A 15827-nucleotide genomic window follows, 5' to 3' on the forward strand; every position below is an offset into this window, starting at 1 on the left:
AATCAAGCTAACTTTATACTAGTAAGAGAGGGTTCAAATCAATTGGAGGTTGTTATCATGAGTCGCCGCAAGGTGGTTGACAGACTCAAGCTGCGAAATGTCGGCCCTGAATTTGGGGAACAATTCAACGATTTGCTGCGTTATGTATTTCAAGTGACAAACCGGGATTTACAAACGTTCGGCTGGGAAAATCGCGAGATCGCCCAGTCAAAGCTGCCGGTGCTTCGGCATGCCGACGTGCTCGGCTGGTTCGACGGGGACAAGCTGATTTCACAGCTTGCGGTCTATCCGTTCAGAGTCAATATTTTCGGAAAAATATACGAAATGGGCGGTTTGACTGGCGTCGGCACCTATCCCGAATACGCCAACCTAGGCCTAATGAATAAATTGATGCTTCACTCGTTAAGCCATATGCGCGACAAGAAGCAATCGATCTCCTATTTATATCCTTATTCGATTCCCTATTATCGGCGCAAGGGCTGGGAAATCATTTCGAATAAAATTTCATTTGAAGTGATGGACACACAGCTGCCGAAGCCGAGAATGGTTCCGGGGAACGTCGAGCGGGTTACGATTGAACACCCTGATATTAAAAAAGTGTATGAAAAATTCGCTCTCGCCCACCACGGCGCAATGCTTCGCAATCAGCTCGCCTGGGAAGAATACTTGCGTTGGGATTTGGACGATATGACCGTCGCTATCTACTATGACAGCAACGACGAGCCGACCGGGTATTTGCTTTACTGGGTAGCTGAAGAAATCTTTCATATTAAAGAGCTTGTTTCCATCGACGAAGAGGCTCGCGCCGGACTATGGAACTTCATTAGCGCCCACTTCTCGATGATTACAATGGTAAAAGGCGATATTTATAAAGGCGAGCCGCTGGCCTTTCTACTGGACGACGGCGATATTAAAGAGACGATTGCCCCTTATTTTATGGCGCGAATCGTTGATATCCGGCTATTTATCGAGCAGTATCCATTCCATCCTCAAGAGCGGGAACGCAAGCTTGTCTTTAAGCTGGACGACTCTATGTTGGAATGGAATCAGGGAACGTTTACGCTAACGGTCGATCCTTCCGGACAAGGTCGGTTGACGAACGGCGCTGGCGGATCCGAGCCTGCTATTACGTTCGATATTCCGACCATTACGACGATGCTGATGGGCTACAAGCGTCCTTCCTATTTGGCTCAAATCGGACGCATTCAAGCCGATAAAGACACGGTGCAGTTGCTCGAGAATTTGATTATTCGCGAAAAACCTTATTTTTCCGACTATTTTTAATCAGAATCGTCAGTATAGCGAGCTAGGTTTTATAATAGGACAAACGGCGGAACAAGGATACAGACCTTGCTCCGCCGTTTTGCTATTGATTCGCTTTTTGTCTAGTTAGCTTCACATAGTAAACCTTAATCTGCTTTTCGTTCCCGCCCTTTATGCCCGTTCGCGCTGACTTTAGTTGATGCGAGCGCCTTCGAAGCGCGTCGCCAAGCCGCTGAGTATTTCTCCGTTCTCACCCGTAGCTCTGGCGAAAACCTCTACCCGATCGAATAATGCCGGAGGCGTCGATAATGCCGGTCCGCGGCGTAAAATTTTCTTGATCGGATATGCGCGACACGCCATTGACGCGAATTTACAAATCCATTGTTACCGGCGTCATCGTAATCGTCGTGAAAGATACGCTGGCGACAAGCGAGTAGACACCGCTTTGCTTCGGCCGGAACGTTGACGTCGCCGAGTTGTATTCGTTGTTCAGATCGAGCTGCTGCACCTGATATTGCACTTTGGCGAAAACCCCGTCCGTCAACGTTTGATTCGCGCCCGATACGGCTGCAAAAGCCGATTTTCTCGCTTTTCTAACCGGCTTTTTATGGCAGGCTGGCTTGCAGACGACCGGTTTGCGAAACGGTTTCGGAAAAACCGGCTTGCAATACGTCGCTTTTGCCGTAGTTGACTTGGTTGCAGTTGACTTTGCCGCAGCCGACTTTTTAACGATACCCTTCCCTTGTCCTGTCCTTTTCACTGTCATCCCATCTCCTCCTTATTGAACGAGACGCTTCGCTGTTAAACGAGCAACTCTAGCGTCTGTTCATACTATGGGACAAATCGTTTAATAGAGCCGGTAGAAGCGGAAGCTGTTTCGAAATGGGTCGGCGAGACAAGCCCGTTCTAATCGATTTGGCTGCTAGACTCCGCTAGTCTCTCTTCCAGCAGTCTTTTGTTATACAGCATGTTGGCATCGTCCGGCGCATACGACAATGCTTTTTCGTTATGCCAATAAGCCGATTGCAAATCCCCTATTCGTCCGTAGCAAGCTACGAGCTGCAAATGAGGAAGCCACGTCCACGCTGCTTCATTAACTCCAAACTGCCGGTTTTCAGGCTTCTCCAGCTTCAGAGCCAGCCGGTACCAATGAATCGCCTTCATAACGTCTTCGTTTTCCTGAAAAAAGTATGCGATCCTGCAAGCATAATCAGCGCGCGGCACGTCATATTGAAATAAGCGCAGTAAAGCGTGCAGCTCATTCTCTTGTTCTCCCAACTGATGATAGCAATGGGCGATCCGGTCGCAGCAATCCGCCTTGCTTTCGAAGTAACCTCCGTGATTGTCCAAGCATTTACCGAATGCTTCAATTGCATGCCGATAGCGGCCGTTGGCGGTAAGCTCCATGCCGTAGTGCAATAACTGCCGGTCCGTGAATGACTCGCCCTGTGCCAGCATGCTCTCGTATATGCGCAAATTGCGCGTTCCGCTTGCCAAGGTGCGGCCATGGCTGACGGCAATATCCGACGTCACGATTTTTCCGTCCACCTGCAAATATTCGTGTACCCGCTCCACCCAACGAAATTGTCGGGAGCGCTTGACCAGCCGATGCCGTTTTACGACCGCGGCAGCGCCGCCATGCGGATCGAAAGCGACGATGTAGTTCATAGAGACGGCGTCGATTGCCGGATCGAGCGAGCTTTTCAGCGCCAAAAAGGCTTCACGGTCCGTCTCCTGCAGCCAGTCGTCGGCGTCCAGCCATAAAATATAGTCTTTCGTCGCCTGTTCGAATGAATAGTTTCGAGCGGCTCCAAAATCTTCTATCCAGTCGAAGGCAAATATCCGATCGGTATATTTAGCCGCAATTTCCAATGTTCTGTCCGACGAACCAGTATCCACAATGACAATCTCCTCTACTAACTCGGCAGCTGATTGCAAGCAACGCTCCAATACCTGCTCCTCATCCTTCACAATCATGCACAAGCTTATCGGTATCATCGAACCGCCCCCCGACTCTGTCCTATCCTAGTATATGGAGAAGGCGCTCATCGGTATGGACAATAAAGAAAGAGACTGCCTAAGACAGCCTCTTTCTTGTTAGCCATTACGGCTGGACGATAAAGTAATCGATGTTCGAGCCCAGATCGCCGGCGTTCAGCTGCAGCTTCACAACTGCGTTGGCCGGAATGTCCAGTTCGGTCTGAACTGTGGCGTAGCTGCCGTCCCAGACTCCTGTTGACGGGAAGCTTACGCTTTTCACTAGCTCTCCGTTGACATAAATGCTCATCTTGCTGTTCTCATTTGCAGTCGTGTATCCAATGATCAGGCTGCTGCCTGCCACCTCGCTTGTAAAAGCGACTGCGGAACTGTCCGGCACGGAAAATCCGGTTACTTCAAGGCCGTTAGAGGCTGCGGGATCAGCCGAGATGCTGACATCGGTCAGCGTTGCGTTTTCCGCTTCGTATCTCTGCCCTTCTTCCACAACTGCTTCCTCTTCTTCCGGTACTAGCGCCGCCTCTTCTTTTACTGCTTCCTCGCCTTTTGCCAGCAACGATTGTCCTGCCGCCGCTTGCACCGTTACATAGTCGAGATTCGCGCCGGCATCGCCGCTGTCAAGCTGAAGCTTAATCGTCGCATTCGCAGGAATGTTTTGCGCCACTTCCACTGTCGAATACGTCGTATTCCAACTGTTCGTGCTTGTAAATGTCACTTTTCCGCTGTTTACGCCGTTGACGTACAAGGTCAGTCGGCCCGGGTTGTTGCTGGTGGCATACCCGATAATCAATTTTGAGCCCGCCTGAACGCCTGTAATGGTTACCGAATCGCCGATATTCGAGAAATGCTCGAGTATTCTGCCGTTCGATGCGGCTGGATCATTGCCAATACTTACCGTTCCGGTGCGGGTTCCGTTCTCCGCTTCGTACTTCGTAGAGCTTCCCCCTCCGCCCCCGTTGCCATTACCGTCGGTAATAACGACCGAAGACATTTTATCGTTCGCACCCGGTAAAGAGCTCGGGAAATCGGTATCGGTCGTAAGCACCCAGCTTGGACCGGTGAAATTATCGTTATCGTAAATCGTTACCGTGTAGCCGAGCGGAACCTTTACGGAAGACACCCAATTGTTCGGGATACCTGCTGCTGCCAGCTGTGCGGTCGTATAGCTTCCAGGCTGCAGCGTTGCAGAAAGTCCTGCATAATTGGAATGTTCGTAGAACGTTGTAACGGTTGCCCGTCCGCCGGTTGCATCAAGTCCCAGCTTGTTGTTGCTGCCGCTTAGCGTTTTCACGCCTTGGTTAGCGGAGCCTGTCAGTTGAATATGCGAGTAGCTGGTAAGCGGTTTAGCTGTACGCTCAATCACATACGAAGCTCCAGCTGTCGTATTAAAGGTGAACTCATTGTTCGAGGATGTCGCGATGATCGCATTATCGCTAACTCTGCGAACGCGCACCGACTCCGTACCCCAAGGATTAATAACGGTCGCTTGCTTGCCATACTGGCTTTTCACGCCGACATATTTAATTTCGTTATTCGATTTTTCAGAGCTGACGAGGAACCCTCCGCTAGCCAGCAATGTGAACTTGCCGACAAAGCTGGAATCGGTCGGAGCCGCAGGGAACACTCTGATTTTATCGTTATAGCTATGCAACAGCGATTCGTTGATAGTCAGCAAATGCACGCCCATATACTCGTACTCGCCGTTAGTATTCATCGTACGACCGTTCGGATACTGCTGATAGCGCTCAAGCATCATTCTCATGCCAAGGTAGGCTTCATTGCCCAGGCCGAGTCTTGCCGCTTGAATAGGAGCTGGATCCCAAACATTGTTTCCGCCGTACGGGTATGGACGGCTATTGTAGTTGTTTACCAGCTTTTGATGGTCAGGATACCCGATTCCGCTGACGTTGTAAGGCCATGCCAATTCGAGCACAACGTTCTCGTTGTTGCGGTTCTGGGAAAGCGGCGGATCGTGCGGGAAATATTTGTTCGGGTCGCTCGGATCGATCGGATACGGAGCGAGATTGTTCAGCACGTTCTGCCACTCGGTGCGCAATGTCGCGTCGACGCCCAGGCTGGCGGCCGTCGAGATCGTTACCGGGAACAGCGCGCGGACCGCGGCCAAATCGGTAATGGCGTTTTTCACGTCCCAATGCTGCTCGTGGGCGTTCGAGGAAGCCATGTAATATTTGCCCGTTACTGTGTCATAGGAAAGCTTCTTCGCATAAAACTTGGCTGCTTCCTTCATAAAAGGATAAGCCGTATTGGTCAAATAATTGCTGTCGTTCGTATATTTGTACTGCGCGTACATGTTCAGAGCCGCTTCTGCAGCCGTCGATAATGTGTTTTTCGTATAATCACTATAAATCGTGCCCTCAGGACTGCCGTTCCAGCCCATCGTCTCTGGCACCCAAATGCCGTCGATGCCATAGCGCGTCATCGTATAAGACTTAAGCTGGTTAAAGTTGCGGCTATACAGATTGTTGAAGGTTTGGACCATTTCCGGATGGTTGGAAGCGAGGAATGAATGATAGACGTCCCGTTGGTTCCAATACCAGTAGGCGTTGCTCCACTTCCCGCTGTCGTTGTCATTCACGGCACTGAATACGCCATTGATGAAATGGGATGGGTAGTTGCCGTAAGCGCCTGCTGCGATCATATAGGTGCTTAGATAGTAGAAGCTTTCCATATAGTCGGCGTCGCCCGATGCATTGGAATATTGTACGAACGATTTCGACCAGAAGCTATGCCACCAGTTTTTAAAGCTCGCAAGCGTAGCATTGTATCCGGTCGCTTTCACGTTGTTCAGCTGGTTTTTCGCCTCAGCAACCGAGTTATGGTTTGGCGCGTTCAGTCTGCTCGCGCTCGAAATCCAAATCGTGTAGCTTGAGGATGGCGTAATGTTCAACCGCACTTTACTGTTGCCAACTGCTTGCGTCGTGAAGCTCGCACCTTCGACAGTCGCTGCGAGCGTATAGCCGAAGTTGTCTTGATCGGTCTGGCCGCGGCTAATGCCGGCTACCGTCGGATCAGCGAACGAGTTGACCGTACGCCAGGTTTGAATATCCTTAACGTCTCCGCCGGAGAAGTTGCTTACGTCCCATAAGCTCAAATCGAGCGTGACGTTCGAAACGCCGGTCCGGCTGTCCTCGACGTGAATGCCGAGCACTTCTGAATTAGGCGACCCCAAAAACGTTATTTTCCGGTTTTGATCATACTGATTAGTTAGTGTGCCGTCGTATAGCGACAGCCTTTGGTTATAAGTCGTATAGCCGGTATTCAGCCCCGGCGTTGTGTATAGATTGACCAAGCCTTGCGAAGCGAAGCCTTCCTGCGAAGCGTCTACGCCTTGCACTTGCATCGTAATGCCGTTCTGTGTATCCCATACCATGCCGCCGACACGTCCATTGCCGACCATAAGCGATCCTTTAGTATCAGCGATTGGCGATTGAAAAACAACGTCATGCTTGGACAAATAAGATGCATAGTCGACGTCCAGCACACCTGCTCCGCCATTGAAAGCCTCCGAGTTCGGAATGTCAGCAGCGGACGCGATCGAAGCGCCGCCCCACCCCGCCGTCGAAAATGATCCGAGCACCAATGATGATGCAAGAACAACACTTAACAAGCCATTTCTTTTTTTAGAACGATTTACTTTTGTCACCGATCAAACCTCCGTATCGAATGTTGGATTTGTTTTTGCCCGTTTCCGTTTGATCACTTTTGGGTAAGCGCTTTCTAAAATGCTCAGATGACTTTTTCCAGTACATCGATAACCCCCTTCCCTTTGTATATGGTTGGACGTCACGGTGACTGACTAAGCTGTTCTCTATTTAATCATAGATGCTGTCCCATCGAAAACAATTGATTTTCTTACATAAATAGTCGAGAAAAATCTGTTATTCAAAAAAATCAGCGCTATTTGGCGTTACGCAGCAGCCTAATTAACCGTTATTAATTGACATTTTCATTTTGTCAAAAATATGGAAGAGATCCTTTATTACAAGTTGAGGATAGCGTTAGAGGCATCGTTTTGAGCCGGGGGATGATAAGCTTGCAATCGGACTCTCGGCCAAGGGAATAATTTCAAAAAACTGTTATTAGTCGGTGCATGCTCCCAATCGATCCTTCAGAATTGGAAATAACTGCAGAAACGCAGTTATTTCGTTTCATTTGACCCTTGGACGAGTCATTAACTGCAATAAAGCTGTTATTAGCCAGTGCAAGCTCGCAATCAGGCCTTCAGAGTTGGAAATAACTGCATAAATGCAGTTATTTCGTATTTGTGCCCCTCCAGCCTCACAATAACTGCAAAAACGCAGTTATTGCCTCGGACGGGCTAAACCTTGGACTATGACGATAGCCCAAGACGCGAACTTCAGTGTGGGACGATTTATCAAGGCCATTCAAAACACTGCATCGATACGCCTGCCGAAGCATTACAAAAACACATATCAAGTGTGATCCTAACTGGAGCATTTACTGGAGCATTTACTGGAGCATTTACTAGAGCATTTACTAGTCCACTTCACTGAACTCTTCAACTAGGCACACCTGGTGCAACACCATTTTGCCGAAGTAGTTAATCAAGGCACTCTCTGTACATTTAAGGTGAATTTCCGAAGGCATCGAAATGTCAGCAAGCCTATATCCCTATCCATAACAAAAAGATCAGCCAGAAATCTCTGGCTGACCGGTAATACGCATAACCTCCTAAACCTTACTACAAGCAACTAAACTCCATTTGCCGAAAAGATAAACATGGGAAGTACCCTCTGAGGCAGCAGCATTATCTGTCCGTTCCCGCCTCACTTCCATTCGTCAAATCGATCGAGTACTGCTAAGCTCCGGCGACTGAGGCTTTTTCGACAGCACCGGTAGCAATAATGCTGCCCCAACTACTAGCAAACAACCGCTAACCGTATAGACAATAAATAACGAAGAGAAGTTTTTGAACAATCCGCCGGCCATCATGCCAATTACCATCATCCCCATAAATATAGGCATAATCGCTCCGGACACCCGCCCGATATAGGGCCCTTCGGTATTGCGCATCAGCATCGTCTGGATGCCGACCTGGATACAAGGGTAAAAGAGACCGCTGACCGCTTGAAGCACAAACGTCAGAATCAAGCTTTCCGAGCCTCCAACCCCAATCGTGCAAACCGCGCTGACCAGCAAGCCAATAGCAAGCAGCGACTGCGGCGTCACTTTTTTGGCGATATTCATCAGAAGCGCGCCTCCGACTAGCATTGCAGCCCCATTCGCCATCATAAACCATTGCAAGTAGGCTTTGTCCTGGCCCAGCTTTTCCATCACGATAAAGATTGCAAGCGGCTGGATCAGACCGATAGCGAGTCCAGATACGGCAAACGTAGAACCAAGCGTCCGCAGCGGTTTGCTGGCACGGATATAACGCAAGCCCTCAGCCATATCGTTAAAAATGGAACGTCCACGCCCTGCCTTTGGCTCCGCCAAGTCTTTCAGCAGCATAGTTAATACTAACGAAGAACCTAAGAACAATACAACAGTTAACCAAAGCGAAGCTTCGATGCCGTACCGCAAATATATGGCGGCGCCGATCATCGGCCCGATCACCGTAAAAATACCCACCAGCGTCTGCGAGAGCGCCATAACCGCCGGCAATTGTTCGTCCGAGACGTGCCGTTTGTACAGCTTCATCGCCGAAGGCTGTGAAAATTGCGATAAGCTGGCGGAAACGAATGTTCCAATTAGGAGCGCAATCCATTCTCCATTCAGAACTGCAATTAAAACGGCGATGACCGACAGGGCCGAAAGCAAATCACTCCATGCCATAGTGCGCTTCGGACGCCATCTGTCGGCAAACGCCCCTCCGATAATGGCAAACAAGAAAATCGGACCGAATTCAACAACCGAAATTAGCGAAACATATAGAGAGTTGTTGTTAGTAAGGTCGGTAACGTACAGCAGCACCGCGAAGTTCCGTACCCAAATCGCGAGCTGAAGCAGTACCCGAGAAATCATTATTGTTCGTACGTATCGATTAGAAAACATGTTAATACCCCATATCTTTTAAAATAGTCGAAATCACGTGAAGGCGTTCACCAATCAATTCGCCGTCATCGCTCAGTGCCTGGCTGAACAGCTTCATATCTTCTTTGATTTTGTCGTTGTCGGTACAAACCGATACCGTCATCGCATCGCCTTGGAGACCGATACGGTCTATAACGGGATTCTCCGGATCGTATAGATCAGCATTACGATATGCTTCACGAAAATGCGCCATAGACCGCGCAATAAGAATCGTTAAGTCAAGTACGCGATGCAGCGGCAATTCCTCAGACTGGCGGGACCACTTCTCGCCCGTATACCGCCATACTTTAGCGGAAATATCGAGTTTGCCCCGATCGTTCCACTGCGCCAGTCCCAGCGACAGCCCTTTGGCGTCCGTATGACCGGCATAATGTCCGTCAACCTGCTCATAATTTTCCGATACGATAACTGGTTTATGTTTCAGCGTCGTTGGAATTTTCATTGTTTGGATGACCCCCTTATTTTCGTTTTACTAATTTACTAAATTACTAAATTACTAACAAGCAAAATCATCATAACTTTCTCGCTTACTCTCTGTCAAGGGGCTTTTCTCTAGCCCCACCACAGTAAAATGGTCGCATACAAAAAAGACGCCGGTTTTTATACCGGCGCCTCTCGGTGCACAAAATGAAAATTTTCGTTTTAAATCGTCAACAGCTGCCCCAGTAACGAGTTAGCACGTCTTATCGCTGCTTTTCTTTGCCGGCTTCTCGCTCGTATCTTCCGCAAGCTTGTCACCGTACTGGTCTAGCCTCGAGGGAGAAGCCGAAGGTCCGTCATTATCGGGCTTATTGTTTCGTCCAGCCATGGAAATTCACCTCCACCGGATAGCATAAGCTTGTTCGCTCTGCCTCATTCACGAACGGCAGCGAATAATTTCTATCCATTTGGCATGAACCGTATACAGTAAGAGGCTTAGGCGGATACAACATCCTGCCGTCCCGCTCGCTCTTATCGCCAATCGTCCGCTCGCCATACATGCGTCACCCACTTTTCATAAAAAGCCGGTTCATGCGACACGAGCAGGATAGTTCCCTTATAAGAGGCAAGCGCTTCGGACAGCGCTTCTTTAGCAGGTACGTCCAAATGATTGGTCGGTTCATCGAGTACGAGGACATTGCTTTTTCCCAGCATCAGCTCGGCCAGCCGCACTTTCGCCTGTTCACCACCACTAAGCGTTCGCATCGGGCGGCGGATATGCTCCTCCTTCAGACCGGCGATGGCAAGCGTCTTGCGAATGTCCTTTTGCGTCAAATCGAGACGGAGTGCACAAAGCATATCCAACGGAGCCAATCCCGACGCCGTATCCTCCTGCGCGTAGTAGCCGACTTCGACGCGTTCGCCGAGCCGCACGGTCCCGCCAAGCGGCGGCAGCAGGCCAAGAAGCGTACGGAGCATCGTCGTTTTTCCGATTCCGTTGCTGCCTGTGATAGCAATTTTATCGCCTCGGTTAATTTGCAACTGGCGCGCAGCGAATAGCGGCTCCGAATAACCGATGCGCAAATCGCTCGCCGTCATCACCTTCGGTACGGGCTCCACTATCGCAGGAAAATCGAAGCGCGGTTTCGACAGGGCATTTGGACGCTCGATGATTTCCATTTTCTCCAGCCGCTTCTCTCTGCTTTTCGCTTGCTTCGCTTTCCGAATTCGATTTTTCTGAATGAATCCTTCCAATCGCTCGATTTCATGCCGTTGGCGCTCGTAAGCTGCCTCCGTCAACTGCCTGCTCTGTTCGTACATTGCTCGGAACGCGCGAAAGCTGCCGCTATATCTTTTTATTTGGCGATGCTCCAAATGAAAAATCGTTCCTGTCACTTCGTTCAAAAACGTTTCATCGTGGGAAATGACGACGTAGGCATTCTCAAGCTTACGTAAATAAGCGGCTAGCCAATCGATATGCGTTTCGTCCAAGTAGTTCGTTGGTTCGTCCAGCAGCAACACATCGGACTTTTCCAGCAGCAGCCGTCCAAGCAGCAGCTTTGTCCGTTGTCCGCCGCTTAATGTGGCAACGTCCCGCTCGAGCCCAATCTCGTGCAAGCCAAGCCCGGCAGCGACTTCTTCAATTTTGGCGTCCAGCTCGTAAAACCCAGACCGTTCCAGCGTATGCTGCATCTCCCCGAACTTCGCGAGCTTCTCCTCCAGCTGCACCGTTTCTTTGGAAAAGCTTTCGGCCAGCTGCTGCATTTGGTCCTCTATCTTATATAGCTGCGAGAAAGCTTCTCGCAGAACTTGCTTCATCGTCAATCCCGTTCGAAGCTCCGCATGCTGCCGTAAAAAGCCGAAGCGGATGCCCGGCAGCCATTCAATCGTGCCAGCGTCAGGCGTATAGTCGCCCGCCATCATGCGAAGGAGCGTCGACTTGCCGCTTCCGTTGCTGCCGACAAGCCCGGCATGTTCTCCTCGATTGATTCGGAACGATACGCCTTGAAATAGCGGTTTGTCCCCGAAAGTATGGGTTAAATGCTCGATCGTTACAATACTCATTCTTATCTCTCCATTATTGACTTCATGACGAAGCCAACCGAGAGACCGGCGATTCAGATCAGATCATATGTCATTCTATTTAGTTATTCGGATCTCACCTATAAAAAAACGGGCAAGGCGAACTCATCGCCTTACCCGTTTATAAGCGGAAGCCGGATTTGTTCTTTGGAATCGCTGTTCTTCGGTTGGCAGTAGTTAAAAATGGGCAGACCTATCCCGTTTTAACCTTGCACCCGGCAAAGAACAGTCGACAAAAAGAACATATCTCTTTCCACCTTTTCGTTAAATTATTGTTTCCCTTCCATTATATCGCTAATAACATTTTTGCTCAACCGTTGCTTCACCATTTTTTACGATAACTTTGGCATGTCCGGACAAATACTCGGTGTAGGAGCAAACGGCGCGAATAGTCGAATTTCCTTCGGCATCGGTCCATTTCAAGTAAACGGCTCCCTCTCCGGACAGCTGCAAATTCGGTTTAATCTTTATCTTCCTTCCGCTTTGCACGCCCTCGTGGTGATCTCTCGATTCTCCCTCTGTTATATTGCCGTCAGATGCGCCAGCGATCAACCCGGTCTCCAGAGAGAGTAAATCGACATCCGACTGATTGTCGACGACGACCGTAAATCCGCTGAGGAAGTTGAACAAATCGAGCTTCTTGTCCAGTCCGACGGTAAGCAAAACGATGGCTGCCGCGAGCGTCAAGCCAGCCGCTGCCACTATCCATTTCTTTCGCGCGAAGCGCATCATTACCACTCCTTTCCTACTCAAACGCTTTCTTTACTCGAAAGGTTGCTTAATCCCCGCCGCTACCGTATTGAGTGATGTTTGTGAGGGTTTTCCTGGATAAGAAAAAAAAGTGTATCCTTCCGCAATAGGAAAGCTACACTTTTTGTGCATGAACCTGTTATCTTGCGTTTTTGTCCTTCAACATTTTTTCCATGGCTTGTATGACTGTCGTATTCGGTTCTGTATACTCATACGCGTACGCTTCTGGATGGTTAGTCTTGTACACTACGCGGTTTAACATACGAGGCACCATATCTTGATAGTATGATGTTGAATGACAGTGGGCCAATATATCCGCCGCGTCATCTCCAGGTATGATTCGAGCAGCTGCACCTAACACGATATTAATTTGCTCATCCGTAAATTGTTCTTTAATCAAATTTAAGACAGTAGAGTATGTTGATTTAAAACCAGAAGCGAAATGGCGATTTCCATTTGCTGCATCCGATTTCATCAACGCAATATTCATTGCCGCTGCGTCGCGCACATCAACCCCATATAATTGCGAGTCTGCCATAGCTCTGTCGCCGCGAAGCATGGCATAAATCATATCATTGTGCCAAGGGACAAAGCTTGGTCCCATCACATGCGTAGGGTGGATCGTTGTCATGATGATGTTTGATGTATTTTCATTGGAGTTGATGAACGACCAGGCTGCTTTTTCTTCCATCGTTTTTGAAACCATATTGTGGTCGAACAAGCCTTCCCTGTTTTCATTGGTCCAGTCATCCTCGGTAAACGTCGTTTTGGCTGGATCTTCGTTGCCATAAGCAATGGTTGACTCTGCAGTGGTGTGCACGATTTTTTTGACACTGCCCGATTCAACGGCTAATTGTAAAAGCATGCGGATTCCTTTTTCTTTCGTCCGGCCTCTATCCTTAAAGGTTTTGTCGTTTGGATTGGAGGCACTCCCCTGATTAAAAATCCATTTCGCTTCACGCAGCACTTCATGCCAATTTTCCGTCTCACTCAAGTTTGCTTTGTAAAAGCTCACATTCGGCAACATGGATTGAAGCTGTTGTGCTTTTGCTTCATTTCGATACGTTCCGACAATTTGCGTATAACCCATATCTGTTAACTTTTTAGCAATCCATGCGCCGATATAACCTGTTACCCCAATAATAACGATCTTATCGTTCTTTTCCATTCTTACCGATCTCCTCTCAACAAAACTGAATGTTGTTAATATGTCATGAACATGGCGACTATATCTTTTCAAAAATAATTTTAAGCCTTAAAGTCGACTTTAAGTCAAATCATATTGAACATAGTCAAATAAAACATGAAGCCGGCAGGTCTAAATGCGACCTGCCGGCTTTGCTGCGAGGGAGATTTACTGCTGCTCTGGAACGGGCCTCTCGAAAATAATCTGGCATTCTGTCGGTTTACCGTGTCCGTTGTAACGGGTCGGCAGTACCTGCACAAGCCGCCATCCTTCCTTGGCGTACTCGACAATCGTTTCCTCGTGCGTAGCGTCGCTAAAAAAACCTCCTAGCGATGTTTCTACGAAAGTGTATTCATACATGTCGTATTCCCCCTCCCTATGTACTGAAATCATCACCTATTAAATATACGTATTGACTAAAGTAATTGATTCTTATATTTTGATAACATCGCAGAAAGGAAGGATGAAATGACAAGAGAAACAATGGAACGCCGGCAGGTACCCATTTACATAGCAACGCTGCTCGTTGCAGCGGGCGTCGGTTTGCTGCTGCCGGAATTCTTCGCCAATGCGGAAAGCGGAATTACATTTGTGTTGGCGGTCTTAATGTACGGAATGTTCTCGCAAATTCCATTTTTGCGTTTAAAAGAAGCGCTGGCGAACAAACGATTCATCGCTGTGCTGCTGCTTGTACAATACGCCGTTGTGCCGGCCGTCGTTTATGGGCTGACGCGCTTTCTCCCGACGGACTCGCCGCTGTTGCTGGGCGTTCTGCTCGTGCTGCTGGCGCCGTGCATCGATTATGTCATCGTGTTTACCCAGCTCGGCAAAGGCAATGAACGATTAATGCTCGTCTCGACCCCTATTCTGTTCGTTACGCAGCTCGTTGCTCTGCCCTTCTATCTTTGGCTGTTCATGGGCAAAGAGGCTGCGAAGCTATTCTCCGCAGGTCCCATCGCGGAAGCGTTTGTACTGATTATCGTTCTTCCGTTGGCACTGGCGCTGCTGGCGCAGCTTTGGGCGTCGCGAACGCCTAATGCCGGAGGCCAATGGCTAGAAATCTCCGCATGGCTGCCTGTCCCACTGATGGCTTTGACTTTATTCTTGATGGTCGCAACGCAAATTGGCAAGTTGCACGATAGTTGGTCGCTTGTAGCTCAAACCGTTCCCCTTTACATCGCCTTTATGGCAATCATGCCGTTTGTCGCGCGGTTCGCCGGGAGGCTCGCGAGGCTGGATGATGGCGCCGGAAGGGCGCTGGTCTTCAGCGCGGGAACACGCAATTCGCTCGTTGTGCTTCCGTTGGCTCTCGCTTTGCCCGCATCGGAAAGCAGCTTGGTCGCGGCTGTTATTGTGACGCAAACGATCGTTGAAATCGTTGCCGAGCTCGTCTATATTCGTTGGATTCCCCGCAAAATTTGGCCCGACCGCACTTGAATCCAGCTCTGAAAAACTCAATCCGGTTGCCTTTGCAGGAGCAGTCTGCTTCCTTCGTTGGCAACCGGATTCATTATTTACGGCGGTTTGCGTCGTTGTTAGGCTTTAGCGTTGTCCCCCTTCGAAACGGTCATTCCATCGCCATATCCCATCGCAACAAAATCCCATGCTATAATAATCGATACTATCGCAGAGAAGGAGATTCCGCAATGAATGCAAGAGAACGCGAGCAAATGATAATCGACAACTACCGCCGGGACGAGCAAACGATGATTCTTGTCTTCGCGCAATGGTGTGTGAACCAGCGAATCGATCCAGTGGAGCTTTACGCTCACGCTTACCCTCGCCAATCAGCTAATGAAGCGCTTCAAGAAGCAATTGCTCAAACCGTGCCGCCGGGAGAGGCTGCTGAAATTGACGATGATACGGTACTAACGGTGCTGTCTTTATTCGGCAACGAAGAGTTGGCTTTCGCGGTCACCGAAGAGATCGACAAAATACGCGCCGCCAAACGCCGGTCTTCACAATAATCATACTGTTCGCTTGTGCCTAGGGCACGCATCCGTTATAATCGTTAGGCGAACATACGTTTGACAATGCTGCATCGTCAGTCACAGGA

13 protein-coding genes are annotated in these 15827 nt (G+C 49.2%); 3 read left to right on the top strand and 10 right to left on the bottom strand.

Annotated elements, in window-relative coordinates; all coding sequences use genetic code 11:
* Positions 1-57 precede the first annotated feature (57 nt).
* Positions 58-1284 carry a GNAT family N-acetyltransferase gene (locus tag ACFVTB_RS15850; RefSeq protein WP_387750830.1) on the top strand — a complete coding sequence of 409 codons (1227 nt, stop codon included), beginning with the start codon at positions 58-60 and terminating at the stop codon, positions 1282-1284.
* Positions 1285-1633: 349 nt separating this feature from the next.
* On the opposite strand, the gene ACFVTB_RS15855 is transcribed toward ACFVTB_RS15850, so the two are convergent.
* The 10 genes from ACFVTB_RS15855 to ACFVTB_RS15900 all read right to left on the bottom strand — a co-directional run bounded on the left by ACFVTB_RS15855 (position 1634) and on the right by ACFVTB_RS15900 (position 14131).
* Positions 1634-2029: a hypothetical protein gene (locus ACFVTB_RS15855; RefSeq protein ID WP_387750833.1), complete on the bottom strand. Its 396-nt coding sequence runs from the start codon at positions 2027-2029 to the stop codon at positions 1634-1636.
* Positions 2030-2169: 140 nt separating this feature from the next.
* A complete protein-coding gene (locus ACFVTB_RS15860) occupies positions 2170-3261 on the bottom strand; it encodes a tetratricopeptide repeat-containing glycosyltransferase family 2 protein (RefSeq protein ID WP_387750835.1) in 1092 nt (363 codons plus the stop codon).
* A gap of 106 nt (positions 3262-3367) precedes the next feature.
* The gene (locus tag ACFVTB_RS15865; protein ID WP_387750838.1) at positions 3368-6922 is read right to left on the bottom strand and encodes a glycosyl hydrolase family 95 catalytic domain-containing protein; all 3555 of its coding nucleotides are present in this window, start codon (positions 6920-6922) and stop codon (positions 3368-3370) included.
* 1157 nt (positions 6923-8079) lie between these two features.
* A complete protein-coding gene (locus tag ACFVTB_RS15870) occupies positions 8080-9294 on the bottom strand; it encodes an MFS transporter (RefSeq protein ID WP_387750840.1) in 1215 nt (404 codons plus the stop codon).
* Between the two features lies 1 nt (position 9295).
* The gene (locus ACFVTB_RS15875) at positions 9296-9775 is read right to left on the bottom strand and encodes a DUF6530 family protein (RefSeq protein WP_387750843.1); all 480 of its coding nucleotides are present in this window, start codon (positions 9773-9775) and stop codon (positions 9296-9298) included.
* A gap of 231 nt (positions 9776-10006) precedes the next feature.
* Complete coding sequence (locus ACFVTB_RS15880; RefSeq protein ID WP_387750846.1) at positions 10007-10141, bottom strand: hypothetical protein; 135 nt, start codon at positions 10139-10141, stop codon at positions 10007-10009.
* Between the two features lie 143 nt (positions 10142-10284).
* On the bottom strand, positions 10285-11817 hold the full coding sequence (locus ACFVTB_RS15885; RefSeq protein ID WP_387750848.1) for an ABC-F family ATP-binding cassette domain-containing protein: 1533 nt from the start codon (positions 11815-11817) through the stop codon (positions 10285-10287).
* A 312-nt stretch (positions 11818-12129) separates the two neighbouring features.
* Positions 12130-12567: a hypothetical protein gene (locus tag ACFVTB_RS15890; protein WP_387750851.1), complete on the bottom strand. Its 438-nt coding sequence runs from the start codon at positions 12565-12567 to the stop codon at positions 12130-12132.
* A gap of 157 nt (positions 12568-12724) precedes the next feature.
* A complete protein-coding gene (locus tag ACFVTB_RS15895; RefSeq protein WP_387750854.1) occupies positions 12725-13753 on the bottom strand; it encodes an NAD-dependent epimerase/dehydratase family protein in 1029 nt (342 codons plus the stop codon).
* Between the two features lie 186 nt (positions 13754-13939).
* Positions 13940-14131: a DUF4177 domain-containing protein gene (locus ACFVTB_RS15900; protein WP_387750857.1), complete on the bottom strand. Its 192-nt coding sequence runs from the start codon at positions 14129-14131 to the stop codon at positions 13940-13942.
* Positions 14132-14239: 108 nt separating this feature from the next.
* Between ACFVTB_RS15900 and ACFVTB_RS15905 the strand changes: the two genes are divergently transcribed.
* On the top strand, positions 14240-15208 hold the full coding sequence (locus ACFVTB_RS15905; RefSeq protein WP_387750859.1) for an arsenic resistance protein: 969 nt from the start codon (positions 14240-14242) through the stop codon (positions 15206-15208).
* 209 nt (positions 15209-15417) lie between these two features.
* The gene (locus ACFVTB_RS15910) at positions 15418-15738 is read left to right on the top strand and encodes a hypothetical protein (protein ID WP_387750862.1); all 321 of its coding nucleotides are present in this window, start codon (positions 15418-15420) and stop codon (positions 15736-15738) included.
* Positions 15739-15827 lie beyond the last annotated feature (89 nt).

The organism is Paenibacillus sp. NPDC058071 (genome assembly GCF_042885235.1).
GTDB lineage: Bacteria > Bacillota > Bacilli > Paenibacillales > Paenibacillaceae > Pristimantibacillus.

Excerpts from the sequence above, each read along its gene's own strand:
- ACFVTB_RS15850 (WP_387750830.1), top strand. The coding sequence starts at position 58 with ATGAGTCGCCGCAAGGTGGTTGACAGACTCAAGCTGCGAAATGTCGGC.
- ACFVTB_RS15855 (WP_387750833.1), bottom strand. The coding sequence starts at position 2,029 with ATGACAGTGAAAAGGACAGGACAAGGGAAGGGTATCGTTAAAAAGTCG.
- ACFVTB_RS15860 (WP_387750835.1), bottom strand. The coding sequence starts at position 3,261 with ATGATACCGATAAGCTTGTGCATGATTGTGAAGGATGAGGAGCAGGTA.
- ACFVTB_RS15870 (WP_387750840.1), bottom strand. The coding sequence starts at position 9,294 with ATGTTTTCTAATCGATACGTACGAACAATAATGATTTCTCGGGTACTG.
- ACFVTB_RS15875 (WP_387750843.1), bottom strand. The coding sequence starts at position 9,775 with ATGAAAATTCCAACGACGCTGAAACATAAACCAGTTATCGTATCGGAA.
- ACFVTB_RS15880 (WP_387750846.1), bottom strand. The coding sequence starts at position 10,141 with ATGGCTGGACGAAACAATAAGCCCGATAATGACGGACCTTCGGCTTCT.
- ACFVTB_RS15885 (WP_387750848.1), bottom strand. The coding sequence starts at position 11,817 with ATGAGTATTGTAACGATCGAGCATTTAACCCATACTTTCGGGGACAAA.
- ACFVTB_RS15890 (WP_387750851.1), bottom strand. The coding sequence starts at position 12,567 with ATGATGCGCTTCGCGCGAAAGAAATGGATAGTGGCAGCGGCTGGCTTG.
- ACFVTB_RS15895 (WP_387750854.1), bottom strand. The coding sequence starts at position 13,753 with ATGGAAAAGAACGATAAGATCGTTATTATTGGGGTAACAGGTTATATC.
- ACFVTB_RS15900 (WP_387750857.1), bottom strand. The coding sequence starts at position 14,131 with ATGTATGAATACACTTTCGTAGAAACATCGCTAGGAGGTTTTTTTAGC.
- ACFVTB_RS15905 (WP_387750859.1), top strand. The coding sequence starts at position 14,240 with ATGACAAGAGAAACAATGGAACGCCGGCAGGTACCCATTTACATAGCA.
- ACFVTB_RS15910 (WP_387750862.1), top strand. The coding sequence starts at position 15,418 with ATGAATGCAAGAGAACGCGAGCAAATGATAATCGACAACTACCGCCGG.